Origin of the sequence: Prosthecobacter dejongeii, assembly GCF_014203045.1 — a bacterium.
Classification (GTDB): domain Bacteria; phylum Verrucomicrobiota; class Verrucomicrobiia; order Verrucomicrobiales; family Verrucomicrobiaceae; genus Prosthecobacter; species Prosthecobacter dejongeii.
Genome location: NZ_JACHIF010000007.1, coordinates 124,338 through 148,514, shown reverse-complemented (window position 1 = coordinate 148,514; position 24,177 = coordinate 124,338). Strand labels below are relative to the sequence as shown.

The 24,177-nt window shown below is 52.6% G+C and carries 20 protein-coding genes; 12 read left to right on the top strand and 8 right to left on the bottom strand.

Annotated elements, in window-relative coordinates:
* The first annotated feature begins 26 nt into the window (after window positions 1-26).
* From HNQ64_RS16365 to HNQ64_RS16345, 5 genes are read left to right on the top strand one after another with little or no spacing between them, the layout of a single operon-like run.
* Window positions 27-362 (top strand): DUF1475 family protein, encoded by a 336-nt coding sequence (locus tag HNQ64_RS16365; protein ID WP_184210544.1) that lies wholly within the window; start codon window positions 27-29, stop codon window positions 360-362.
* Window positions 359-850: a DUF2062 domain-containing protein gene (locus HNQ64_RS16360; RefSeq protein WP_184210542.1), complete on the top strand. Its 492-nt coding sequence runs from the start codon at window positions 359-361 to the stop codon at window positions 848-850. Before HNQ64_RS16365 ends, HNQ64_RS16360 begins: the two co-directional genes overlap by 4 nt.
* Window positions 847-1,620, top strand: coding sequence for a DUF1295 domain-containing protein (locus HNQ64_RS16355; protein WP_184210540.1), 774 nt, complete (start codon window positions 847-849; stop codon window positions 1,618-1,620). Before HNQ64_RS16360 ends, HNQ64_RS16355 begins: the two co-directional genes overlap by 4 nt.
* 45 nt (window positions 1,621-1,665) lie before the next feature.
* Window positions 1,666-2,706: an SAM-dependent methyltransferase gene (locus HNQ64_RS16350; protein WP_184210538.1), complete on the top strand. Its 1,041-nt coding sequence runs from the start codon at window positions 1,666-1,668 to the stop codon at window positions 2,704-2,706.
* Window positions 2,707-2,714: 8 nt separating this feature from the next.
* Window positions 2,715-3,458, top strand: a complete 744-nt coding sequence (locus HNQ64_RS16345) for a tetratricopeptide repeat protein (protein ID WP_184210536.1) — start codon at window positions 2,715-2,717, stop codon at window positions 3,456-3,458.
* Window positions 3,459-3,857: 399 nt separating this feature from the next.
* Here the strand turns inward: HNQ64_RS16345 and cimA are convergent, their stop codons facing one another.
* Both cimA and HNQ64_RS16335 read right to left on the bottom strand, forming a co-directional pair.
* Complete coding sequence (gene cimA, locus HNQ64_RS16340; RefSeq protein WP_184210534.1) at window positions 3,858-5,420, bottom strand: citramalate synthase; 1,563 nt, start codon at window positions 5,418-5,420, stop codon at window positions 3,858-3,860.
* A gap of 483 nt (window positions 5,421-5,903) precedes the next feature.
* On the bottom strand, window positions 5,904-6,638 hold the full coding sequence (locus tag HNQ64_RS16335) for a Bax inhibitor-1/YccA family membrane protein (protein ID WP_184210846.1): 735 nt from the start codon (window positions 6,636-6,638) through the stop codon (window positions 5,904-5,906).
* A 158-nt stretch (window positions 6,639-6,796) separates the two neighbouring features.
* On the opposite strand from HNQ64_RS16335, the gene HNQ64_RS16330 reads away from it, so the two are divergent.
* Window positions 6,797-7,246, top strand: a complete 450-nt coding sequence (locus HNQ64_RS16330) for a cupin domain-containing protein (protein ID WP_184210532.1) — start codon at window positions 6,797-6,799, stop codon at window positions 7,244-7,246.
* A gap of 26 nt (window positions 7,247-7,272) precedes the next feature.
* Here the strand turns inward: HNQ64_RS16330 and HNQ64_RS16325 are convergent, their stop codons facing one another.
* Complete coding sequence (locus HNQ64_RS16325) at window positions 7,273-7,674, bottom strand: peptide chain release factor family protein (protein WP_184210530.1); 402 nt, start codon at window positions 7,672-7,674, stop codon at window positions 7,273-7,275.
* Between the two features lie 194 nt (window positions 7,675-7,868).
* On the opposite strand from HNQ64_RS16325, the gene HNQ64_RS16320 reads away from it, so the two are divergent.
* The 3 genes from HNQ64_RS16320 to HNQ64_RS16310 are packed head-to-tail and all read left to right on the top strand — an operon-like array spanning window position 7,869 to window position 11,378.
* Complete coding sequence (locus HNQ64_RS16320) at window positions 7,869-8,582, top strand: succinate dehydrogenase cytochrome b subunit (protein ID WP_184210528.1); 714 nt, start codon at window positions 7,869-7,871, stop codon at window positions 8,580-8,582.
* Window positions 8,583-8,630: 48 nt separating this feature from the next.
* On the top strand, window positions 8,631-10,547 hold the full coding sequence (locus HNQ64_RS16315) for a fumarate reductase/succinate dehydrogenase flavoprotein subunit (RefSeq protein WP_184210526.1): 1,917 nt from the start codon (window positions 8,631-8,633) through the stop codon (window positions 10,545-10,547).
* A 42-nt stretch (window positions 10,548-10,589) separates the two neighbouring features.
* A complete protein-coding gene (locus tag HNQ64_RS16310) occupies window positions 10,590-11,378 on the top strand; it encodes a succinate dehydrogenase/fumarate reductase iron-sulfur subunit (RefSeq protein WP_184210524.1) in 789 nt (262 codons plus the stop codon).
* A gap of 56 nt (window positions 11,379-11,434) precedes the next feature.
* Here HNQ64_RS16310 and HNQ64_RS16305 read toward each other — a convergent pair whose 3' ends face one another.
* A complete protein-coding gene (locus tag HNQ64_RS16305; protein ID WP_184210522.1) occupies window positions 11,435-12,898 on the bottom strand; it encodes a hypothetical protein in 1,464 nt (487 codons plus the stop codon).
* 115 nt (window positions 12,899-13,013) lie between these two features.
* Here HNQ64_RS16305 and obgE point away from each other — a divergent pair, with 115 nt between their 5' ends.
* Window positions 13,014-14,057 (top strand): GTPase ObgE, encoded by a 1,044-nt coding sequence (obgE, locus tag HNQ64_RS16300; protein WP_184210520.1) that lies wholly within the window; start codon window positions 13,014-13,016, stop codon window positions 14,055-14,057.
* Between the two features lie 68 nt (window positions 14,058-14,125).
* Here obgE and HNQ64_RS16295 read toward each other — a convergent pair whose 3' ends face one another.
* Window positions 14,126-15,967: a hypothetical protein gene (locus tag HNQ64_RS16295; RefSeq protein ID WP_184210518.1), complete on the bottom strand. Its 1,842-nt coding sequence runs from the start codon at window positions 15,965-15,967 to the stop codon at window positions 14,126-14,128.
* 136 nt (window positions 15,968-16,103) lie between these two features.
* Here HNQ64_RS16295 and HNQ64_RS16290 point away from each other — a divergent pair, with 136 nt between their 5' ends.
* On the top strand, window positions 16,104-18,950 hold the full coding sequence (locus HNQ64_RS16290; RefSeq protein WP_184210516.1) for a DUF1553 domain-containing protein: 2,847 nt from the start codon (window positions 16,104-16,106) through the stop codon (window positions 18,948-18,950).
* Between the two features lie 30 nt (window positions 18,951-18,980).
* On the opposite strand, the gene HNQ64_RS16285 is transcribed toward HNQ64_RS16290, so the two are convergent.
* The 3 genes from HNQ64_RS16285 to HNQ64_RS16275 form a co-directional block, all read right to left on the bottom strand.
* Complete coding sequence (locus HNQ64_RS16285) at window positions 18,981-20,267, bottom strand: (Fe-S)-binding protein (RefSeq protein WP_343075905.1); 1,287 nt, start codon at window positions 20,265-20,267, stop codon at window positions 18,981-18,983.
* Between the two features lie 112 nt (window positions 20,268-20,379).
* Window positions 20,380-21,990, bottom strand: coding sequence for a hypothetical protein (locus HNQ64_RS16280; protein ID WP_184210514.1), 1,611 nt, complete (start codon window positions 21,988-21,990; stop codon window positions 20,380-20,382).
* Between the two features lie 172 nt (window positions 21,991-22,162).
* On the bottom strand, window positions 22,163-23,491 hold the full coding sequence (locus tag HNQ64_RS16275) for a DUF1552 domain-containing protein (RefSeq protein WP_246431074.1): 1,329 nt from the start codon (window positions 23,489-23,491) through the stop codon (window positions 22,163-22,165).
* Between the two features lie 180 nt (window positions 23,492-23,671).
* On the opposite strand from HNQ64_RS16275, the gene HNQ64_RS16270 reads away from it, so the two are divergent.
* Window positions 23,672-24,136, top strand: coding sequence for a plastocyanin/azurin family copper-binding protein (locus HNQ64_RS16270; protein ID WP_184210510.1), 465 nt, complete (start codon window positions 23,672-23,674; stop codon window positions 24,134-24,136).
* Window positions 24,137-24,177 lie beyond the last annotated feature (41 nt).

The following is a 24,177-nucleotide window of genomic DNA, read 5'->3' as shown; positions in this document are numbered from 1 at the left end:
ACGTCGAATTCACTCACTCATTTTTTATGATCTTGCCCCTTCGCATCTTCTTCATCGTTGTTTTGATTTCCATGCTGGCGGTCACCACCTGGGCAAGCAAACAGTTGCCCCTGTGGAAAATCCCGTATGAGACTTGGACTCACCCTTGGTGGATTGCGACCTTGTTTGATGCGTATTGGGGCTTTCTTACTTTTTACTGCTGGGTCGTTTATAAAGAAGTTTCAGGGATTAGCCGTGCTGGTTGGCTCATCGCCATCTTGTTGTTAGGCAATATTGCAATGGCTCTTTACGCACTCATTCAACTCTTCCGAGTACCTGTGACTGCTAAAATCGAAGACGTGCTTTTGAGGAGGATGGCATGAATGAACCCAAACCATCTGCGTGGCATAGATGGGTCCTATCGCCTATCAAGCAACAACTGACGCAGGGAACTCAGCCCGCCAAAATTGCACAAGCCATCGCTTTTGGAGTCGCTCTCGGGATTTTCCCCATCATTGGTTCTAACACGCTACTCACTCTGCTGGTGGGCATTCCGCTCAAGCTTAACCAGCCTATTCTACAGATCTTCAAAACGTTAACTTACCCTCTTCAATGGACGCTACTTTTGGCGTTTTATCGCGCAGGAGAATGGTTGTTCAATGCACCTCATGTGAGCATTCACATCCCTAGTATGATTGAGCGATTTTTCGCAGAGCCGGGTCCTTTCTTCAAAGACTATGGAATGACAGCATTATACGGAGTCGTTGTGTGGTGCCTATTCGCCCCAGTGATTTTAGCAATTCTCTATTTTAGCACCAAACCGCTCATTGAGCGTTTGGCGCATAGCACCTCTACCCGCACTTCATCATGATCCTCGCAATCGGTGGCTGTATTCTATTGGTTTTATTTTTATTCACTTGGTGGTTAAGTAAGAAGCTGGACAACTATTCTTTTGTAGATGTTACCTGGTCTTTGGCCTTCACCCCCTTGGCTATTTGGTACGCGGTCAGTGGCAATGGATGGTTGCCTCGTCGCTTTGCGATTGCCGTTTTGGTATCAGCCTGGAGTTTGCGTTTGGGAATTCACCTCTGGAAGCGAGTGGCCAGTCATCACCCCAAAGAAGATGTGCGTTATGCTGTGCTTAGAGAAAAGTGGAAATCCAATTTACCTCTTTCTTTTCTTTGGTTTTTTCTCGTTCAGGCATTGCTTGTTTGGCTGTTGATGCTGCCAGTGCACCATACTTCCCAGCAGCCTTCACAGACTTTTCATATCCTCGAATACTTGGGTTTAGGACTTTGGTTTATCTCCTTAATTGGAGAGGCAATTTCAGATGCACAGCTCGCTCACTTCAAAAGAACCAATTCAGATCCCAAAATCATCTGTGAAGAAGGGCTTTGGAATTACAGTCGCCACCCAAATTATTTTTTCCAATCGCTGCTCTGGTGGGGACTGTTTCTGATGGCCTTACCGGCACCTTGGGGCTGGACCGCGATTGTAGCTCCGTTGGCTATGTTACACTTTCTGTTAAACGTCACTGGCATCCCTCTCACCGAGAAACTTTCCGTCGAAAAGCGCGGCGATGTTTATCGGGACTACCAGCGCCGCACCAGCGCTTTCATACCTTGGTTCCCCAAGAAGTGAATCCAGGGCTCAACCCTGAACGCATTTTTCATCGTCCCTCAAGTCATGCTCAATCTTAACGATCTACTCGCCAAAGACATTCTTCCAGATGCAGCCATCCGCTTCGGCATTCGCCAGCGTCTGTCGAATACTTTGCGTAAGCAAAAGCAGCCTAACATTGAGGCACAAAAAGCATCCTTACTGCAACACATTGAAGGATTAAAAAAGAGTCCGGTAGCCATCGCCACGGCAGAGGCCAATGAACAACACTACGAGGTCCCCACTCGGTTTTACCAACTGTGCCTCGGAAAGCACCTCAAATACAGCAGCGGCTACTGGCCAGAACCCAGCACCACCTTTGATGAATCTGAGGCGATCATGCTGAAGATGACCTGCGAGCGGGCAGAATTGAAAGATGGTCAACGCATCCTTGAACTAGGTTGTGGATGGGGCTCTCTCTCTCTTTGGATGGCGGAACACTACCCGAACGCTCAAGTCACCAGCGTCTCGAATTCACGCACCCAAAAAGAATTCATTGATGCGGAAGCCCAAAGACGGGGACTTCATAACCTGACCATCATCACGGCCAACATGATCCATTTTGAAGGCGTGGGAGACGGCATCTTTGATCGCTGCGTCTCGGTGGAAATGTTCGAGCACATGAAGAACTATCAAGAACTTCTGCGCCGTGTTTCGACTTGGTTAAAACCAGGAGGTAAACTCTTCGTCCATATCTTCACACATCGTGAGTATGCCTACCATTACGAAGTCACCAGCGACGAAGATTGGATGGCGAAATACTTTTTCACGGGTGGCCAGATGCCCTCTGACGATCTGTTGCTGTACTTTCAGGATGATCTCAAAATCGAGGATCACTGGTGCGTGAGCGGCATGCACTACAGCAAGACTTCAGAAGCCTGGCTATCCAAGATGGACGCGAACAAGGCGGAAATCATGCCTCTGTTTGCAGACACTTATGGCAAAGAGCAAGCGGTGAAATGGTGGGCTTACTGGCGCATTTTCTACATGGCCTGTGCCGAGCTATGGGGATACCGCGACGGCGAGGAATGGATTGTCTCCCATTACCGATTCATCAAACCCAACTGACCAACTTTATGAAACGCCTCTTCATTCTGAGCCTTACTGTTTTGATTCTGGCCATCAACGGACCGGCGAACGAGCTCATCCGCCAAGGCGACATCTACGATCAGCAATTCAAGCCTGACGAAGCGTTGAAATACTATCTACCTGCGGAAAAGCAGAACCCGAACGATGCGGCGCTGCTTGTAAAGATCGCCCGGCAGCACGTATTCCGCATGGATGGACTGAAGACGAATACCGAAAAACTGACAGAGGGCCAGAAGGCGCTGGCCTATGCAGAACGGGCCGTGAAGGCCGACCCCAGGAGCAGTGATGCGCACCTTTCCATCGCCATCGTGCATGGCAAGATGACGCCTCTGCTGGGGAACCGGGGAAAGATTGAGGCGTCCAAGAAGATCAAAGAATCTGCGGAGAAAGCGGCAAAATTGAACCCGAAGGATGACTATGCCTGGCATCTGCTGGGGCGCTGGCACCAGGCTCTGGCGGGGATGGGCAGCCTGACACGGGGCATTGCGCAACTGGTGTATGGCGAGCTGCCGGCGGCGACGAACGAGGAGGCTGTGACGTATTTCAAAAAGGCCATCGCCCTGAAACCAGATCGCCTTTTACACCACATTGAGTTAGGCCGCACCTATGCCCAGATGGGCAAGACGGAGGAGGCCAAGGCAGCCATCAACAAGGGCCTGGCGATGCCCAACCGGGAGAAGGATGATCCAGAAACCAAGCGACGCGGACGGGCGACGCTCGCGGGGCTATGACAGGAGATTTCTCTGAAGCACGCGGCCAAGCACGACGAGGATTACAATCACTAAAAAACCGTAGCGAATGGCAATGAGGTCCCCAAGCGTGATCTGCGCCGTGCCAGGGCCATGATGAAGAGCATGGACCACCAAGCCGCCATGGAAAGGACGACACACTGGGTAAAGTAACCCCCATTCAGCATGACTAAGCTGAGGAGAAAAACAAATAACTGGATACCGAGGCCCACGACAATGGCCTTAAGCAGGTCTATTCGAGCAATGGAATGGGGCAGCGGAGGCGTATCATCGGACATCCAGATGAGACCTGGAGCCGACCCCAACGACTCAAAATGAGTCCGTCAAGGCACAAAAAAAGGCAGAGGGAATGCCTCTGCCTTTTTTTCGAGCGAACCAATATTAAGGCTGTTTGAAGAGGTAGTGTTCCAGGCTGTCCACCAAGGCCTGCCAGGAGGCGTCAATGACGTTGGTGGAGACGCCCACGGTGCCCCAGGTGCGGGTGCCATCACTGCTGACGACGAGGACGCGGGTCTTCGCCGCAGTGCCGCTGCCGCTGTCAATGATGCGGACCTTGTAGTCTTCTAGACGCACCTGGGCAATGGCTGGGAAGTGTGGCAGCAGGGCCTTGCGCAGGGCTTTGTCCAGCGCGTTCACAGGACCGTCGCCTTCATCCACAGTGTATTCGTCATTGCCATTCACGTGGATCTTCACCGTGGCCTCGGTGGTCTCGGTTGAAGAGCCCGAATGATAACGATGAGTCGTGTGATACTCGATGAGGTCAAAACACTGCGTTTGTTGCCCTAACTGCTTGCGGATGAGGAGTTCAAAGCTGGCTTCGGCGGCTTCGAATTCGAAACCTTCGCTCTCCAGGTGCTTGACCGTAGCGAGGATCTTCTGGACCTCGGGGCTGCCCTTGGTGAGGGCTACGCCCATGGCCTCGGCCTTCATGAGGACATTCGACTGGCCGGACATGTCGGAAATGGTGATGACGCGCTCATTACCAACGAGAGAAGGGTCCACGTGCTCATAAGTACGGGCCAGCTTTTGCACGGCATGTACGTGGAGACCGCCTTTGTGAGTGAAGGCGGCGATTCCGACATAAGGCGCACGAATGTCATGGGGGACGTTGGCCAGCTCATCCACAAAGAAAGCGAGGTCCCGCAGACGCGTGAGGTCCAGCCCGAGATCAAAGCCCATTTTCAACTGAAGGTTAGGCATGACGGTGATGAGGTTGCAATTCCCCACACGTTCACCGTAACCATTGATAGTGCCCTGGACCTGATTGGCCCCGGCACGGACTGCGGCGAGCGCATTGGCGACACCGACGCCGCCATCGTTGTGAGTATGGATGCCCACAGGACCGCCGAGATGGGCGATGACCTTGCGCGTGACTTCTTCAACCCATTCAGGCAAGGCCCCGCCGTTGGTCTCACAAAGTACGACGAGGTCCGCGCCGGCATCCTTGGCGGCCTTGACGGTCTTCAGGGAGTATTCGGGATCTTCACGGAAGCTATCGAAGAAGTGTTCAGCATCGTAGAGCACTTCGCGGCCATGCTTTTTTAGGTAAGCAACGGTGTCCGCGATCATAGCGAGGTTTTCCTCCAGGCTGACCTGGAAGACTTCGGTAACGTGGAGGGGCCAGGTCTTGCCGACGATGGTGACGGCAGGGGTCTGAGCATCAAGCAGCATCTGGACCTGCGCGTCGTCCTCGACCTTCACCTTGCCACGGCGGGTCATACCAAAGGCAGTGATCTTGGCTTTTTTCCAGGTGCGCTTGGCGGCCTCTTGAAAGAAGGCTGCATCTTTGGGATTGGAGCCAGGCCACCCGCCCTCAATGTAGTGGACGCCGAAATCATCGAGCTTCTCGGCCACGCGGATTTTATCGAGGGTACTGAAGGAAATGCCGGTGCCCTGGGTGCCGTCACGCAGGGTAGTGTCATAGATGGTTACTGGAACTGACATGAAAGGAAAAGGGAGGTCAAAAAGAGAAGCTAAACAATACGAAGCGATGGCAGGACATGGGAGTGAGAGGATGGCTCAATCCCGATGAACGCGGGAGACACTTTTGCCGCTGGAGGCACCCTTTGAGTGCGGCGGCAACAGGCCGTGACGGACTCCTGCGGCTGCGTTACGCGCAGAGGAGCCCGCTGATAATTCGAATCGCAAAGATGGCTAGTTGGGTGGCCATGAAGGGGGACAAATTAGCGCGGCGTGCCAAGTAGGCAAGCAGAGGTTTGAAGAATTGGGTGGTTAGTCAGCCTTTTGCCGAGGCTCTCGACGATGAAAGAGCAACACTAGCACGGCTATCTGTAGAGGCAGACTCGGCACCCAAAGAGCCGTCCAAAAGGACTCGCTTGCCCTAGTGCCATCCATTTCCACAGCTACAAAATCCAGGTGATGGCCCCAGTCTGTCTTTGTCCAACGGCGAACTTCTATTTATGCCGATCAATCCCGGCGAGCCAGTTTGGAAAGCAGGCGGAGAATTTCGACATAGAGCCAGACCAAGGTGACCAGGAGCCCAAAAGCTGCGAACCATTCCATGTATTTCGGCGCTCCCTGAGTACAGCCATTCTCGATGAAATCGAAATCGAGCACTAGATTCAGGGCGGCGATGACAACCACAGCGGCACTAAAGCCGATACCGATAAAGCCGCTGTCATGAATGTAGGGAATCTGGATGCCAAAGAAACCAAGGACAATTGTTGTTAGATAGACCAGCGCAATGCCACCCGTGGCGGCGAAGATGCCCAGTTTAAAATTTTCCGTCGCGCGAATGAGGCGCATGGAATACGCGGCAAGCAAGGCCAAGAGAACACCGCCAGTAAGAAGGATAGCCTGAAGCGCAATCCCCTGAAACTGCATCTCGTAACGAGCAGACAGACCACCCAAGAAAAGACCTTCCGCTAAGGCATAGAGACTGCCGGTCACAGGGGACCAAACGGGCTTAAAGCTGGTGATGAGAGCCAACACAAAACCAGCGATGGCCCCGCCAATCACCCACGTCATGGCCGCAGCTGGATCTGTCATCGCCATATTCCATGTGTAAATCGCCGTGGCGAAGGTCAGGAAAAGCAGAAAGGCAGTTTTGTTTACCGTCCCCTGTAGAGTCATCTGGCCATGACCTTGCACAGCACGAGACTGAAAGGTGGATTCATTGAGCAGGGGATTCGACGTGCGCATGGAGGGGAGATAACGTCTAGGCATTCCTTTGACCAGTCTTTTTTACCTTCGATTTTGTAGCTTCGCCAGCGCCTGTAAGTTGGTATCAGATAGCCAAAAGTGCACCTCAGGCGGTAACCGTAGATTGATTTCAAACTCAGGGTTGCCTAGGCTACGCTATGACAGACTCCCCTTCCCGTTTTGTGCAGATCAATGACGCGGCTCGCGAAACCAACCCGTGGACGAACAATGAATGGTTATGCCGTCCAGATCTTGTCGAGGCGGAAAAACTACTTCTCGTCCGTGCAAACATGGCCCCCATGCATTGCCACCCTTTTCATTTTCATCCGCATCGGGAGGAAATCATCTACGTGATCCATGGCCGGGCAGAACAATGGGTGGGAGATGAATACCGCATCCTCAGCGCCGGAGAAATGGCGCACATCCCTCCTGGTGTTGTGCATGCAACTTACAATCCTCATCAGGAGCCTCTCGTTTTTCTCGCCATTCTGTCTCCAGCGAAACTCCCCGATGATTTAGCGGCGACCCCAGATCCTCAAGACGTTTCCGCCCAGGCACCCTGGTCCAATCTTCGCCAAGGATTTCCTGAGTGCCTCACACTGGTGTAAAGGCTGCTTCTCAAAGCTTGCCCCGGTCAGTCATCCCCGCTGACACGACCTCGATTCTTTTTCACACCTGAACGATTCTTCTTGGTCTTCAAGATTCGGTTTTTCAGACCTCTGGGCCGGGGGCGGTTTTGGCGACGGGCTTTTTCCCTCTCGTTCTGTAGCGCCATTTTAGCCTCACTCACTGCGGCCTCCATGCGATCGCACAATTCCATCCGCGCCCAATAGCGGTTCATCACCTGTGATCTTTCCCGCTGACAGCGCACCTCTAAACCGGAAGGCACGTGCCGGAGCACCACTGTTGAAGAAGTTTTATTGATCTTTTGACCTCCGGGCCCACTGCCACGGATAAATTCCTCCTCTAAATCCTCTTCATGGATTCGCAGTTTCGTCAGTCGCTTTTGCAAAGCTTCATCATTTGGCAATGACATGCCTGAAAATGCCCCCGAAGGGACGAAAAGAAAGTGTCTGAATCGGATACTTTTATGCAGAAGTTGGGATTCAGCACTCAAAAATCAGCTTCATGACAAGATATTGACATCATTTCGCAAGATCAGCACTGATGAATTTTTGAGCTGCGGCTTGCACGATGGGTTCGTATTGCCAAGGTGAAAACACACCACCCATGAGCGCCGTTTTAGACTCTTTATCCCGATTTTATAGCTCCTCCATTGGCAAGAAGTTTCTTGTCGCCCTGACAGGCTTGATGCTCGTCGTTTTTATCCTCGGTCACATGGTGGGGAACCTTCTCGTGTTTGCTGGGCCAGATGCTATTAATGAATATGGTCACATGTTGCAAACTTCCTTGCACGGTGCTGGCGTTTGGATTGCCCGCATTGGCCTCCTCGCGGCAGTGCTTATTCACATCGTCGCCACCATCCAACTGACCAAAGCGAACCGCGCCGCCCGCAAGGATCGCTATGGCAAAGAAGCTCATAAAGTTTCTAGCACAGCTTCCCGCACCATGATCTGGAGCGGCCTCACCATCCTGGCTTTTATTATCTATCACCTCATGCACTTCACCGTGCGTGTCGGGAATGAATACAACAATCCAACTCTTTACAGCACCGAGCTTCATGGGGAGCAAGTTCACAACGTTTATAAAATGGTCATTGATGGCTTCTCATGGTGGCCAGCCTCCGTGTTCTATATTTTCGCCATGATCCTGCTCTGCAGCCATCTTAGTCATGGTGTCGCTAGTATTTTCCAGACTCTCGGTCTGGCTACTCACCGCACGTGGCCACTGTTTCAAAAGCTGGGCATTGCCTTTGCCCTGCTCATCTTGGTAGGAAATTGCTCCATCCCGATCGCCATTTTGGTCTTTGGCTACGGCAGATAATCCATCGGCACTCCTTTCACGCGCACCCGTTCATTCACCTTCCCCGCCATGCCTCTCGACTCTAAGATTCCCTCCGGCCCGATGGCTGAAAAGTGGTCCAAACACAAGCAGGACTCCAAGCTCATCAACCCGAAGAACAAGCGCAAGTATACCGTGCTCGTCGTGGGCAGTGGCCTTGCAGGTTCCTCGGCTGCCGCTACGCTTTCCGAGCTCGGTTACCAAGTGAAGTGCTTTTGTTTCCAGGATAGCCCTCGCCGCGCACACTCGATTGCAGCCCAGGGGGGCATCAACGCCGCCAAGAACTATCAAAACGATGGCGATAGCGTGCATCGCCTTTTTTATGACACCGTCAAAGGCGGTGACTTCCGTGCTCGTGAGGCCAACGTGCATCGTTTGGCAGAAGAAAGCGTCAATATCATCGACCAATGTGCCGCCCAGGGCGTGCCCTTCGCCCGTGAATACGGGGGTGGCCTAGCCAACCGCTCCTTCGGTGGTGCCCAGGTCAGTCGCACTTTCTATGCACGCGGCCAAACGGGACAGCAGCTTCTTCTCGGCGCCTACTCCGCACTGAACAAGGAAATCGCCCGAGGCGGCGTGAAGATGTATTCACGTACCGAAATGCTGGAACTCGTGGTGGTGGATGGTCACGCCAAAGGCATCATTACTCGTGATCTTGTCACCGGAAAAATAGAAGCCCACTCAGGCGATACCGTTCTGCTGTGCACAGGGGGATATGGCAACGTATTTTATCTCTCCACTAACGCCATGGGCTGCAACGTGACGGCCACTTGGCGTGCTCATAAAAAGGGAGCTTACTTTGCTAATCCTTGCTACACGCAGATTCACCCGACTTGCATCCCTGTTAGTGGTGACTACCAGAGCAAACTGACCCTCATGTCAGAGTCGCTGCGCAATGACGGCCGTGTCTGGGTGCCCAAAAAAGCAGCTGATATCGGCAAGCCCCCCCATCAGATCCCGGAAGCCGATCGTGATTACTATCTCGAGCGCAAATATCCTAGCTTTGGTAACTTAGCACCGCGTGACATTTCCAGCCGTGCAGCCAAAGAAGCCTGCGACGACGGTCGTGGTGTCGGTCCCGGGGGACGAGGTGTTTATCTCGACTTTGCGGAAGCCATCGGTCAATTCGGCCAAAAGACCATCGCTGAGCGTTACGGCAACCTCTTTGAAATGTATCAGCGCATTACCGGAGAAAGCGCCTATACGCAGCCGATGCGTATTTACCCAGCTGTTCACTACACCATGGGTGGCCTTTGGGTGGACTATAACCTGATGAGCAATCTTCCTGGCCTTCACGTTCTTGGGGAAGCCAACTTCTCCGATCATGGTGCCAACCGTCTCGGCGCCAGTGCTCTCATGCAGGGCCTAGCAGATGGCTACTTCGTCATCCCGACCACCATCGCGCCTTATTTGGTCACCCAGAACCCAGGCTCTGTTACCACCAGCCACCCAGAGTTCCAGAAGGCCCTGGAAGACTGCCAATCTCGCACCAATCGCCTCCTCAACATCAAAGGCAAACGCAGCGTGGACAGCTTCCACCGCGAGCTCGGCCTTCTCGTTTGGGACAAGTGCGGCATGGCACGTGATAAAGCAGGACTTGCAGAGGCCCTAAAACGCATTCCTGAGCTGCGCGATGAATTCTGGAACAATGTCACCATTCCAGGTTCTGGCATTATGGCCAATCCTGAACTCGAGAAAGCAGGACGTGTCGCTGACTTCATGGAGTTTGCCGAACTGCTATGTCTGGATGCCAGCGATCGTGAAGAAAGCTGCGGAGGTCACTTCCGCAGTGAACATCAGTATCCCGATGGCGAAGCGAAGCGTGATGATGAAAACTACTGCTACGCCGCCGCCTGGGAATACACCGGGGACTTCTCCAAACCGATCCTGAACAAGGAACAACTCACTTTCGAAGAAGTCCATCTATCCGTCCGCAGCTACAAGTGATCTGCCTCTTCCCCATTCTCGCTTACTCACTCCTTTCGGTTTATGTCACTCCTTAATCTTCACCTCAAAGTCTGGCGCCAGAATCAGGGTCAGCCTGGCCATTTTCAAGATATCGAAGCGCCAGAGATTCCAGATCATGCTTCCTTCCTGGAGATGATGGACATCGTCAATGAGCGCTTGATTCAGAAAGGCCAGGAGCCAATCGCTTTTGACCATGATTGCCGTGAAGGCATCTGCGGTATGTGTTCGATGACCATCAATGGGATGCCTCATGGCCCCGAAAAAGCCACGACTACGTGCCAGCTACACATGCGCAAGTTCCGCACCGGGGATACAATTTGGATTGAGCCCTTCCGTGCCCGCGCTTTCCCCGTCATCAAGGACTTGATGGTGGATCGCAGTGCTTTTGACCGCATCCAAAGAGCGGGTGGGTACATCAGTCTCCGCACGGGTGCCGCGCCAGATGCCAACAGTATCTTAGTCGGCAAAGAAGTGGCTGACGCCGCCATGGACGCCGCTGCCTGCATCGGCTGCGGGGCCTGCGTTGCAGCATGTAAAAACGCTAGCGCCATGCTTTTCGTTTCTGCCAAAGCTGGCCAACTCAATTCCCTTCCCCAGGGCAAGCCTGAAAAGAACCGCCGCACCCTTGGTATGGTTCGTCAGATGGACAAAGAAGGCTTTGGAAACTGCACCAACCAGTATGAGTGTGAAGCTGCCTGCCCAAAAGAAATCAGCGTGCGCTGGATCACTAAAATTAACCGCGACTACGCCATTGCTGCCGCTGCGGAAGCTCTAGGCGGTGGCATTGAGCGCGCTGAAGGTGGAGATTAATATTAGAGACCGTTAATTTTGAGGCCTGAGATCTTTCCATGGAAAGCTCAGGCCTTTTATTTGAATACGGCCAATCTCGGATCACTTAGATCCAGACGATACATGATTTGGTTGTAATCATAACGCGGAGTGGCGATGGGGTTTCCTGAAAAAGTCTCCGTATAAGTGCCCTCAAAATAAATGGTTCGCCCCCCATTTTCATCAAAGAACGGATGATGCCGTGGATTGTAAAAAGTGTATTTGGGATGCGAGGCGATTTTTACGGCTTGGTTCCACGGTCCTTCCGGGGAGGAGGCTTCTGAATACCAGACCTCTCCCAGCATAGAAACTTCCCCTTGATTCTGAGTTGCGATCATGATCCAGCGCTGACGATAAGCATTCCAGTTTATGCTAGCGCGGTGAATGAGAACTGGCTTACCCGAGGCCTCATCCTGAACTTGTAGCAGCGCCTTCTCCTCAGGAATTTTTCCCGAGCGTATTTGCTGGCGCTCAGACAGCTGAGTTACTGGAGGTAATTTCGATTGCCATTGATATCCTTGAGTGTCTTCAGACCACGCGAGAGCCTCATAACTAGCGGGATTCAAGACGTTATCATAGTCTGCTTTAACTCGGGTCAGCGCAAAGCTCTCCACAAAGTAAAAAAAATCGCCGTCTTTGGAAGAAACGCGAACAGCGTTCCCTTCGGGGTGCTGCCAGGAAAACTCGTCACCCAGTTGCACCACAGGCCTAAAATGTCCTTCAACGTCGTCGAACTCGACGAGACCGTGCTCCACCCGTTTATCCAGCCGTTCGTAGCGCCCGTAATGGCCTAACAAATGATCGTTTCCCGCTTTATCGGCCACCCCGAGCAGACCAAAAACCCACACCACACCTTTCTCATGAGTCGGCACCATTTTCCGCACCCGTCCATCTCCTCCCATCAGGTATTCAAGATGCACTCCATCATTTGCCTCCAGTCCGCCTTTGGCTGGCAGGTCAGACCAGGCACAAGTGGTGTGGAAATTGCCCAGCGGATAATTTGCTACATTCGTATCCCCCCATAACCAAAAAAGTCGGCCTTTCCAGGGCAGTACCTGCACACTGTCTTGACCAGTCACGGCAGCATTAAGGTTAGACTTGGGTAACGGATTCTCCAAACCTAGCAAGGTGGAATCCCGGTAGATTCCCTGCCCTGTCACACGGTAAAGCCGCTCAGCGATATTATGGCGCAGCACTTTGATCTCGGTTTTTTCACCTGCTTTCGGGTGCAATCGCGCCCCCGAATAACCAAAACCATCCTTTGCCACCGAATAGCCTGGACCGCTCACATGGAAATAGACCTCCGTGTCCATGAAACCTGGCTCTTGGAAGGATACCCAGCCGGCACTGTCGGTGACAAAAACTTGGTGGTTCGTCGTCGTAAGCGTTATTAGCGGGACGCCCCTCCCCGTTTGTGCATCCACCACCTGAATGCCAAACGGCATTTCTTGGGCAGCCGCGAGCATCAGAGGAAGCCATAAAACGGCGAAAAAATAGCGCATGGAGGGTGTTTAGCAGCCTCTGCACCTGGGGAAAAGCACCAAACATCGCTTGGACAGAGAACTTCGTTCGCGAACGGCTTGTAACAGGGCAAAAAAAGAGCTACATGCCCGGTTCATGTTTGTCGATCAAATCAAAGTCTATGCCCGCGCCGGTAAAGGTGGGGATGGGAGTATGCACTTTCACCGTGGCAAGTTCCGTCCCAAAGGCGGCCCAGATGGTGGTGATGGAGGCCGGGGTGGAGATATTGTCCTCCTCGTGGACTCCAGTACCAACAGTCTGCGCCAGTACTTTTTCAATGCCAAACTCATCGCTGAGGATGGCAAAAAAGGTGGCGGCAACATGTGCACAGGCATCAGTGCTGAAGAGGTCATCTATAAAGTACCCAGTGGCACCGTGATTTCCAAAGTGGTGGAAGAAGAAGATCCCGAGACTGGTGAAATTGTCACCCGCTATGAACCCTTCGCTGACCTCACGGAAGTGGGGCAGCGCTTTGTGCTTTGCAAAGGTGGTAAGGGCGGCAAAGGCAACATTCACTTTAAAACCAGCACCCACCAAGCTCCTCGCGAGTTCACCCCTGGTGAGGATGGCGAAGAGAGCTATTTCCACTTTGAGCTGCGCAGCATTGCGGATGCAGGCTTTGTTGGTTTCCCAAATGCAGGTAAGTCCACGTTACTTTCCAAGCTCAGCGCAGCTAAGCCCAAGATCGCTAACTATCCCTTCACCACATTGCAACCCATGGTGGGGGTCATTCACTTTGGCGATCATCGCCGTGGCACCCTCGCAGATATTCCAGGTCTCATCGAAGGAGCTCACCAAAACGTTGGCCTTGGTCATGACTTTCTGCGGCACATCATGCGTTGCCGCATCTTGCTCTTTGTGGTGGATGCAGCCGGTACCGAAGGGCGTGACCCTGTACAAGATCTGGAAACTGTCCGCAAAGAGGTCTCACTCTATTCGAAAGAATTGTCCAAACGCCCTTGGCATATCCTGGCGAACAAGATTGACGTCGAAGGTGCCGAAGCCAATGTTGAGCGCCTAAAAGAGCGCTTTAAACGTGTCAAGATTTTCCCCGTCTCAGGTGAAACCGGCTTAGGCCTGGACAAGCTACGGGACTTTCTGGATAAAAAGATCGGCCAGACTTTCGAGGTCTTGAAATAACCCCTTTTATTCATCAGCAGCCATCATTGAATGATGGCTGCTTTTTTGTGTTCACAAACGACCCATTTTCAGTTCGTTCCCGAAGTTGAACTATCGGGTGGCATTTTCAGTTCTGCAGATTGCACAGGCCGTGAAGATGCAGGATAAAATAATTCCACCGCCCGACGCAGCTCCGGTGACTGGCGACTGGACTGATAGATGAGATCTGGAATCCCTCGATTTTTGGCCAGCAGATGATAGGCACCGATAGATTCAAAGGAGGCATTAAGAGAGCCTGTCATCGGCAGGTAGCTATGACCTGTGATGCAGATGGTTTCCACCATGCCCCAGGGGGGGAAATAACCAGCCTTTTCCATACGATCCAAGAGCGCATAAGTTTCGGAAGGCGGCGTAAGAGCGGCAGACATCAGAATGTAATGCGGATGAATCATCGCTTGGTCTGGTAGATCTACCCCTCCCACATGGTAACGATCCCCATGCTCTCCTTCGCCAGCAGAGAGACCATAAATTCCGATCTTAGCTGCTAGACTGTCAGGCCAGGTACGCTGAATGTAATCTTTTTGTGCCTGTAACATGCGGGTACGTGCGCTCAGCCACTTCACTCCATCCAGAGCATCCGGCACATCTTGATCAAAATCTGGATAAAACAGGCTCTGGATCTCTGGAATGAATCCCGTCCCCTGCCAGGACTGCCCCGGCCGCTCCATCTTCACTCGCGGCGCTTGGTCATTGGCGATGCGTTCTAACATCATCACCAAAGCAGATTCTCCGCCCCAATCCGTCCAGCCATGAGGGAGTAGCGTGCGGCCATCATCCTTCATTCCGTGACTGAGACTCCCATCGGGCAGGCGTAGGGCTTTAAAATCTATCTGATCCACAGCAGAGACCAGCTCCAAGTGCAGATCCTCATCTCCTAGGCCCTGTGCAGCTAGTAAAAGGCTATGGTAAAAGATGGCTGTATCCACCGTGCTATATTCAGTCCCTGGATGAATGACATAACCCGTCGCGCTACGGCGAACGAAATGCGGTAGCAACCCGAGGGGGCGATCCAAAGCACGAGCGGCGCGATGGATGGTACGAAGAATCTTCGCAGCCTCATTTCGATTAACAATCTCCAAAGGCGGCTGCGCCAGCACCGCAGTCGCCAGAGCAAACATACCTGTAGAAGCCAGGGACTCAAAGGCACCATCCTCAGTATGAGCACGGTCTTTGACAAAACCAGACTTCGCATCATAACAACGCGCCAATTTCGCATACGACGCAGCCACCACATATTCGTCAAAAGCTATGGGTGGCAGTTCCACCCCTAAATTCAGACTTGTGACGCAGAGTTCACTGCCCGATTCAGCCGTCCAGTTGATCAACTTGGCGTTAGGCATCGCCAGAGTGGGCACTGGAAGGACATATGTTTCACAGGCCACGGCCTGGACATCCAGCAAATGTTCCCAAAGTGTCTTTTGCTCGTTCGACTTGATCTCCAGCTTCAATCTCCCCTGCCCTTTGGCCTGGATCATGACACTACTGATTTTCGGCTGATAGCGCGAACTGATGAATTCTGCCCACGGAGCTGCGAAATTCAGCACTTTGTCATTTTCACGAGCCAATCCAGCCAAGCTATGCCACAAACCGGCCCAAGCATCCGGGTCCTGCCCCAGATGCGCGCAGATTTCGTCCGTCTGCCACTGAATCGTGTGCTCAGCAGGCCCATGAAAACCAAAGTCTGTGCCTAAATGAGTGTAGGCCACAAAGGAGTTTAACCGCTGAGTGCCGGCAACTGGTACGGGGGCCTTGCCCGGCTGAATGCGGATAAAGTACTCCTGCACGGGCTGCCACACCAGCCGTGAAGCTGGAGCGGCATGAACAGCCAGGGACAGACAGAACCAGGCTGCGCTGATTGGAAGGAAGCGCATGGGAAAAGTGACAGTAAAGGAATTACGCACCCGAAGGCAACGCTGTTTATGATTGTGATCATTAATCTCGCTTTGATGCCCTCATCGCTCGAACTGAAAGAGGCATTCACGCCATACCGTTTGGTTTGGACTGCCCATGCCGAAAGTCGTCCATCGCCTTGCCTGCTGGATCCTGCCACTCCTACCAGCCTTCGCCCAGGGTGCGGCAGCAGGTTCTGCGGAATTTTTTGAAAAGCGCATTCGTCCTCTGCTGATTGAGCATTGCACGGAATGCCACGGTGTGGACAAGCAAAAGGGTAGCTTGAGGCTCGATCATCGTGCGGGTTGGCAGACAGGGGGTGATTCAGGCCCCAGCATCATCCCTGGTAAAGTCGAGGAAAGCCTGCTCTGGAAAGTTGTTAGTTACGAGGATCGCGACCTCAAAATGCCGCCCAAGAAAAAACTGCCGGCAGCGGCTTTGGAAGATCTTAAAACATGGATCGCCAGTGGTGCGCATGATCCTAGAAATGATGCCCCTGAAACAAAAAACAATTCCAGCAATCCAAAAGCTGATGGCAGCTTTTGGTCGTTTCAACTGCCAGTTGCCAAGCCCCCTGCGTCTGTTCAACAAAACATTTGGCCACGCAACGCGATTGATCACTTTATCCTCGCTCGGCTGGAAGCTGAGAAACTGCAGCCAGCCAAAGATGCAGACGCGGCCACTTTTGCTCGCCGCCTGAGTTTTGACCTCACAGGCCTGCCCCCAAAGGACTCTTTCAGCACGGCTCCTGAGCAACTTGAATTCCTTGTGGATTCACTCCTCGCTTCACCTGCTTTTGCCGAACGTTGGACCTCACACTTCATGGACATGACACGCTTTGCGGAGTCATCAGGGGGTGGTCGTTCCTTACCGTTCAAAGATGCATGGCGATTCCGCGATTACTTACTGGAAGCTATCCAGGCCAATTTGCCCGTGGACCACATGATCAAGCAAATGCTAGCGGGGGATCTTTTGCCTGCCAAGAATGCGGGTGAACGTCGGCAAAATCTCACAGCAACTGGTTTTTTGGCCCTTGGCCCAACCAATTATGAAGAACAGGACAAACAGATGCTCCGCATGGACATCGTGGATGAACAACTCGACACCATCGGCAAGTCATTCATGGGCATGACCATCGGCTGTGCCCGCTGTCATGACCACAAATTTGATCCCATTCCCACTCGCGATTATTATGCCCTTGCTGGCATCATGCGCAGCACGCGCACATTAAAAAACTACACGGATAATGTCGCCCACTGGATTGATAGCCCGCTTCCTTTTGAAGGGGACGAAGAGACAACAATGCAGGTCAAAGAGAAACAAGTCGGTCAACTGACTCAAGAAATAGCTAATCTCAAAGATGCCTTGCGTGATGTCGGCGGTCTCAGCCTTCGCAAACGCAAGACTCTGACCCCTGCAGATCTTCCGGGAGTGGTGGTGGATGACACCGAAGCACAGAAGGTGGGAGAATGGAAATCCAGCCGCCGTTACCCACCCTTCATTGGTGGAGGGTATGTTCATGACGACAATCTAGGACGTGGAGAAAAGACCATATCCTTTACGCCCAAAATTCCAGTGGCAGGGAAGTACGAAGTACGCGTCGCCTTCAGCGGAGGTCCAGGCCGGGCGGAGCGCATCCCGGCCACCATCTTCCATGCCGATGGTGAAGAACTGGTCTATTTCAAACAAGCCACCGAGAGCTTCGAAGGCCTACAATTCATTTCACTCGGCACCTTTCGTTTCGAAACGACTGGGCAAAATTTTGTGATGCTTTCCAATGCTGGGGCTGAAGGTTACGTCACGGTGGATGCCCTACAATTTATCCCAGCCGAAGCAGACATGCCAGCTATGCCCTCACCCATAGCTAGCCAAGAAGAAAAAGAGCTCAAGGGCCGGATGGCTGAGCTGCAAAAACAACTCAAAGCCTTGCAGAAAGAAGGGCCCACACGGCAAGAGGCCATGACCGTGACTGAAGATGAAAAACCAGAGGATGCCCGCATCCATGTGCGTGGAAACATTCGGAATCTTGGAGTCCCCGTTCCACGAGGTTTTATCCAGGTCGCTGTCAAAGGCCAGGTGCCGATGATCCCTGCGCAGCAAAGCGGCCGCCTGCAGTTGGCGGAGTGGCTCACCTCGCGCCAACATCCGCTCACTGCACGCGTTTTTGTAAACCGCGTCTGGCACTGGATCTTTGGGGCAGGCCTGGTACGCAGTACCGATAACTTTGGTGTCACCGGAGAATTACCCTCTCATCCAGAATTGCTCGATCACCTTGCGGTACGATTTATGGAAGATGGTTGGAGTCTGAAACGGCTCGTTAAAGAAATGGTCATGAGCCACACTTATCGCATGAGTTCAGAGGGTGAGATTTCCACCATAGATCCGGACAATCGCTTATTATCACGAATGAACCGCAAGCGAATGGATGCCGAGTGCCTTCGTGATGCCATGCTTGCGACGGCTGATTCCATGGATAACCGCTGGGCTGGCCCGAATGTTGGAGATGCCAAAGCCGTGGACTCCAACGACACGAAGGTGCAGAACCTTGAGTATGGATATCCTTTCAATGACACCCGTCGCAGCGTTTACACGGCAGCGTTTCGAAACGTGCGTCACCCCCTCTTTGAAGTCTTTGATTTTGCTGATATCAATCAGCCCATCGCTCAACGCACGACCAGCACGGTAGCCACCCAGGCTCTTTACCTGATGAATCACCCCCAGGTCATTGAACTTGCCCGCTCAGCATCTGAAAGCTGTTTGAAAACGACCTCTCTTGAAGAAGGGGTTCAAAAGGCCTATCGCAACTCTTTAAACCGTCTAGCCACGCCGCAGGAAATCAGCATCGCGAAGGATTACCTAGAAGCCTCCATCTCTGGCAATGCCACCCGTGATGAACGCCGAGATGCCTGGGCACGCTTGATCCAGACTCTCTGGGCCACACCTGAATTTCGTTTCCTTCGGTAGAAGCCTAACCAGCTTTAAATATTGCGGCTCTTAGGCCACGACCGATTCTTCTCGGTATGCCCTTGCTAGCAAAGTCACTGGCTGCGTGACCTCGGCGCTGGCACCCAGTCCATTGGCCAGTTGCAGATGACACCCAGGATTGGAAGTCGTCACCACCTTACAACCGGTTTGCTGGATGTGATTGACCTTCCGCTTCAGCAGTTTAGCAGACTGTTCCGGCTGAGTGATGTTATAGATCCCAGCACTGCCACAACACCAATTACTTTCCGGTAGCTCTTTTAAGACCAAACCTGGAATCGCCTGCAAAACTTGGCGAGGCTGGCTCACTACCTTTTGGCCATGACAGAGATGACAGCTTTCGTGATAAGTGACTTCCATCACTTCTGCTCCATGGGTTGGTCTTCGGATGCCCACTTGCACCAGCCATTCATGAATGTCTTTCACCTTACCGTCCCATAACTTTGCACGCTCAGCGTAGAGTGGATCGTCATGCAGCAAGTGGCCATAAGTTTTGAGATGAGAGCCACACCCCCCCGCATTGGTAATGATGGCGTCTAGGCTCTCCAAATCAAAACTATCGATCTGCCGTCGAGCCAATTCTTGAGCCAATTCCACGGCCCCATTGTGTGCATGCAAAGAACCGCAGCAGGACTGAGAGCGTGGGGTCACCACCTCACAGCCATTGGCTAGTAAAACATCAGCAGTATCACGATTGATGTTTGAAAACGCCAGATCTTGAATGCATCCAGTGAGCAAGCCCACCTGGTATTTCTTCTGCGCGGGCGTCTCAACAGGCTCGATTAATGAATCTGAAAAAACGGCAGCTACTCGTGGTGTCTGAGGCTCCAGATCCTGCAGTTTTTTCGGCAATAACCCCAGAAACTTGACCCGTCTCAATGCTATATCGAGACCACTTTTTTGCCATAACCTAAGGCCCCAGCCTGCAAAGCGAAGCAGCCGCGGATGCATAAACAGCACATTCAGCGTCAACCAACGCCAAAAGTCACGCTCTGCCTTTTGCGCCACCCCAGCACGCTCGACTTCTGCACGAGCAGTTTCAAAAAGCTCTCCATATTTAACTCCAGCCGGGCAGGCCGTTTGGCAAGCCAGACAACCCAGGCAATAATACATTTCATCTGAAAACGCCTTGGTGATCTCCAACTCACCATCCGCTACACTCCTCATCAGTGAAATGCGTCCTCGCGGGCTATTTCGTTCCTTCTTCGTCTCCATGTAAGTGGGGCAAGTAGGCAGACACATGCCACAGTGCATGCACTGTTGGAGAATGGAGTAATCAAGCGATTGGAGCAAATTCACGGTCGAAAGTGGTTTAAAGATAGCGGATAAAGTTACCCAAATCTTCCATCTTTTAGGACAAAGGGTATCTTAGCACTCGATATTCCTTTCAAAAAGAAACCCGCTCTAATGGCTACGGAGCTGTCACTTTGGCCTCCACCAGGCGGCTCAGTTGGGCGCGCTGTGTCGGAGACCACGCTTCCTTACTCTCATGCTGTGTGCGTAACGCTGCTTCTTGAATTTCCTGTGCATTCAAAGAACCCGGATACACAAGCTTTTCCCAGAGCTCAATGACCGTGCTGTCCTGACGCAAGCTCGCCAGCAGCAGTGGCACTTGTCTGCGGGTCTGTGCATTTGATGGGGGATCCAGATGCAACCATAGAAGGAGTTTCTGATACTTGGGATCGTCTTTAGGCAATTCAGCAGAATCCCCCTTGAGCAAGGTTTCAAACTCCTTCCATTCACCGAGTTCTATTTTCTCCACCCAATGGCGCAGTTCTGGCACCTCTGCCGCAAGGGATTCAGTTTGTGCCTTTCTCCATGCTGCATGCGGGTGTTCTGGCAATACAGGCGATTGAGCTTGAGGCACTTCAGACACTCCATTCTTTTCAGCCAGTGCAGGGGGTTCAGTCGCCGTTCTCACCAAGTCATAAGGCCCAGCCCAAATTCCCAGGACCAATGCCCAGGCACCGACAAGCCCGCCAATAAAAAAGGGTACGCCACGCCATACGATGATTGGTTGGCGCACCAGTGTTTTAGGCGGTTCCGGAACGATCTCATCCACCTGCCGTGCACGCTCCTGCGCGGCTGCTTTAGCGGCAGTTAAGGCGGCTTCGTAAGCGGTAACATCCCTTGCACGTCCGATAAGAAGATCCCACCAGCAGGAAGGAACCACCGCTTGGAAAAGGACTGCCGCCTCGCTGTGGGGATCCAATGAATGCGCCAACTGAGCCAATGCGCTGCATTCTTCTGCACTCGTCCATGTCCAAGCGACGCGAGGTCTGCGCAAGCGCACATCCCATAGATCTCGTGCCTCTTGAGTGCAGCCACGGACAATGCCCCCTGCGCCTAACCACAAGTGCGCTTCTCTCAAAGCGTCCTCTTCATCCTCACCAGCGTGCGCACTTGCAGCGGAGAGCAATTGCTCCGCTCGCGAATATCGGCTGATTGACAACGAAGTCGTCAAGGCCAGCATGAGATCCACTACCTCTGTGCTATTCATCTTTGACTGCGTCGCAATCAAAGCTTCTGCTAGTCTCGTCAATCGTGCTAAATCTGCCTTGGCCGCCCAGCGGGAGGCCACCATAAAAGTCAGGGTGTAGTGTCCTGAGCCTAGCTCAATGATCAAATCTGGCACCCGCGTCATCTCAGCCAACGTGTCTTCCTGATGCTCAAAAAGAGTCGTCAAATATTCACTCGCTGCCCCCGCCCACTCTGGCTTTACATAGGCAGCGGCACAAAAGCTGGCAAAAGCCCCCTGCAATTGTCCAGGATCATGCAGAACTTTTTCCAAAGTCTTGGCGACGTTTTTGAGTTCCTGCGGCAGCGGGGGCAGTGCGCGCACTGGAACTTCGCTCTCTTTAGAAATCTCTGAGGTTTGCAGCATTTCCGGTGACTTTGCCTCATTTGCAAAAGCCACAGGTCCCGCATCCATCGCCAGGGTCTGTTCAGCATCTTCGGGAAAGAGCGCGAGCTCCTGCGAAGTGGCTGATGCCGTGGGTGAGTCGGATGCTTGAGCCGCCATGAGCAGTGATTATTAAAACTGGAGACGCTATCATGCAACGCCCCTCTCATGTTAATTATACGTAAGTGTTAAATTCCTACAAGATAACGCGCCAATCACGTAAGGGAATGAAAAAATGCCTGATCGCACAGCAATCAGGCATTTCCAAATTCTTGGAATTAGGTCAGATGCATCAACTCACCTGCAAGACACCCGAGCTATCTCCCACTTTCTCAGCCCTCACTCCCAAGCGATCCAGCATTGAAAGATAAAGATTAGTCATTGGAGTCTCTCCTGGGAGCACAATACGCTTGCCGGGCGTCCAGGTTCCACCAGCACGGCCAGCGAGAAGGATTGGTAAATTATCATGGTTATGACGGTTACCATCACCAATTCCGCCACCAAATACGATCATGCTGTTGTCCAAAAGATTGCCATCACCTTCCTTTGTCGCCTTCAGTTTATCTAAAAAGTAGCCAAATTGGCGCATGTAAAACCGATCGATTTTCGCGATTTTCTCCAACTTCTGTTCGTCACTTTCATGGTGAGACAGATAGTGGTGAGCATCAGGCACACCGATCTGAGGAAAGCTCCGGTTACTGCCGTCATGAGCGAGCATGAAGGTGCAAAGGCGAGTCGTGTCAGTCTGAAAAGCGAGGGTCAGCAGGTCGAACATCATGTGAATATGCTCTTCGTAAGATTCTGGGATGCCTTCGGGCACAGGATAATCTTTCGGCAAGCTAGCCGTGAATTTTTCCGCCCGCTCGATACGCAACTCGATGTCGCGCACGCTGCTGTAGTATTCATCCAGCTTCCGTTTATCATTACCATTGACCTTACCCTGGAGAGACTTTGCCTCGCCCAAAACAGTGTCTAAAATGCTTTTCTGCAGACGTTGGCGGCGTGCCCCCTCTGCGCCTTTGGCTCCAGCGGCGCCATAACCAAAAAGACGTTCAAAGACTAACCGGGGGTCCATTTCCGGTGCCATTGGCATCGTCTCATTTTTCCAAGCCAGATTAAACTGATAAGCACAAGAGTAACCACTGTCACAGCGGCCAGAACTGCGCTGTCCATCCGTGCTCAGTTCCAGAGATGGCAGCCGTGTGAGGTGACCGATTTTCTGAGCAGCAATTTGATCTACCGAAACTCCTAACTGAATATCGGAACCAGCGGTCTTTTTCGGCATGCAACCTGTCAAGAAAGTCGAAGTAGCCCGCGCATGGTCTCCCCCACCATTGCCATGAGAGCGAGCCTTATCCTGTGCCAAACCGGAAACGACCATGAATTCTTGGCGATGCCGCTCGATTTCCTTCAGCGTGGGGCTCAGTTCATAGCTCGTGCCTTCTCCTGTAGGAAACCACTCTTTCACATTGACTCCATTCGGAATGTAAAGCCAGGCGGCGCGCATCGGTGCCTTTACGGGCTCTTTAGCGGCAGCGGCGAAAGCTTTTCCTCCCAGAGATTCCAAGAAAGGCAGAGACATCATCGTCCCAAGTCCACGGAGGACGTGGCGGCGGCTCATCTGATGCGCGGCAGTGGCAGTTTCGTGAAAGGGATTCATTGGATGTTAGAGACTATACGCTAATACGTCGCTGAAACTTTCCTTGACGCAAATCGCAAAGTTCAAGCCAACCTACCGAAATTGGTTGAAAATCTAGATCTTCCACGCCCGATTAGCGTACTACCCCCGTTAAACCATACCATGAAGAAACTAGCTGCCCTCACCGCCCTCGCTCTCCTCTCCCTCAATGTCTCAGCTCAGGAGGCTGACGTCGCCACCATCGAGCTCAAGCCACACGCCAGCAATCCCTTGGGTTACGACAAAACCGATCTCTCGGTGAAAGCCGGACAGAAAGTCAAGCTGACCCTCAATAACACAGGCAGCGTGGCCCCACAGCCCCATAATTTCATCCTCGTCAAGCCAGGCAAGGACCAAGCGGTCGGCGCACAGGCCAATGCCATGATGACCGATCCTCAGGCCATGGCTAAGAGCTATGTTCCAGATGCTTCTAAAGACGACATCATTGCCAATACCAAGTTGGTCATGCCAAACGGCACTGAAACCATCGAATTCACCGCTCCAGCCGAGGCGGGCGACTATCCTTACATGTGCACATTCCCAGGTCACTGGCTGCTCATGAAAGGAGTCTTGCACGTCACCAAATAAATTCATAGCATTTACGGGGCGGACTCACGAGTCCGCCCTTT

Coding starts and splice junctions, on each gene's coding strand:
- HNQ64_RS16320 (WP_184210528.1), top strand. CDS start 7,869: ATGAGCGCCGTTTTAGACTCTTTATCCCGATTTTATAGCTCCTCCATT.
- obgE (WP_184210520.1), top strand. CDS start 13,014: ATGTTTGTCGATCAAATCAAAGTCTATGCCCGCGCCGGTAAAGGTGGG.
- HNQ64_RS16355 (WP_184210540.1), top strand. CDS start 847: ATGATCCTCGCAATCGGTGGCTGTATTCTATTGGTTTTATTTTTATTC.
- HNQ64_RS16280 (WP_184210514.1), bottom strand. CDS start 21,990: ATGGCGGCTCAAGCATCCGACTCACCCACGGCATCAGCCACTTCGCAG.
- HNQ64_RS16295 (WP_184210518.1), bottom strand. CDS start 15,967: ATGCGCTTCCTTCCAATCAGCGCAGCCTGGTTCTGTCTGTCCCTGGCT.
- HNQ64_RS16330 (WP_184210532.1), top strand. CDS start 6,797: ATGACAGACTCCCCTTCCCGTTTTGTGCAGATCAATGACGCGGCTCGC.
- HNQ64_RS16350 (WP_184210538.1), top strand. CDS start 1,666: ATGCTCAATCTTAACGATCTACTCGCCAAAGACATTCTTCCAGATGCA.
- HNQ64_RS16365 (WP_184210544.1), top strand. CDS start 27: ATGATCTTGCCCCTTCGCATCTTCTTCATCGTTGTTTTGATTTCCATG.
- HNQ64_RS16310 (WP_184210524.1), top strand. CDS start 10,590: ATGTCACTCCTTAATCTTCACCTCAAAGTCTGGCGCCAGAATCAGGGT.
- HNQ64_RS16305 (WP_184210522.1), bottom strand. CDS start 12,898: ATGCGCTATTTTTTCGCCGTTTTATGGCTTCCTCTGATGCTCGCGGCT.
- HNQ64_RS16345 (WP_184210536.1), top strand. CDS start 2,715: ATGAAACGCCTCTTCATTCTGAGCCTTACTGTTTTGATTCTGGCCATC.
- cimA (WP_184210534.1), bottom strand. CDS start 5,420: ATGTCAGTTCCAGTAACCATCTATGACACTACCCTGCGTGACGGCACC.
- HNQ64_RS16315 (WP_184210526.1), top strand. CDS start 8,631: ATGCCTCTCGACTCTAAGATTCCCTCCGGCCCGATGGCTGAAAAGTGG.
- HNQ64_RS16325 (WP_184210530.1), bottom strand. CDS start 7,674: ATGTCATTGCCAAATGATGAAGCTTTGCAAAAGCGACTGACGAAACTG.
- HNQ64_RS16290 (WP_184210516.1), top strand. CDS start 16,104: ATGCCGAAAGTCGTCCATCGCCTTGCCTGCTGGATCCTGCCACTCCTA.
- HNQ64_RS16275 (WP_246431074.1), bottom strand. CDS start 23,491: ATGAGCCGCCGCCACGTCCTCCGTGGACTTGGGACGATGATGTCTCTG.
- HNQ64_RS16270 (WP_184210510.1), top strand. CDS start 23,672: ATGAAGAAACTAGCTGCCCTCACCGCCCTCGCTCTCCTCTCCCTCAAT.
- HNQ64_RS16335 (WP_184210846.1), bottom strand. CDS start 6,638: ATGCGCACGTCGAATCCCCTGCTCAATGAATCCACCTTTCAGTCTCGT.
- HNQ64_RS16360 (WP_184210542.1), top strand. CDS start 359: ATGAATGAACCCAAACCATCTGCGTGGCATAGATGGGTCCTATCGCCT.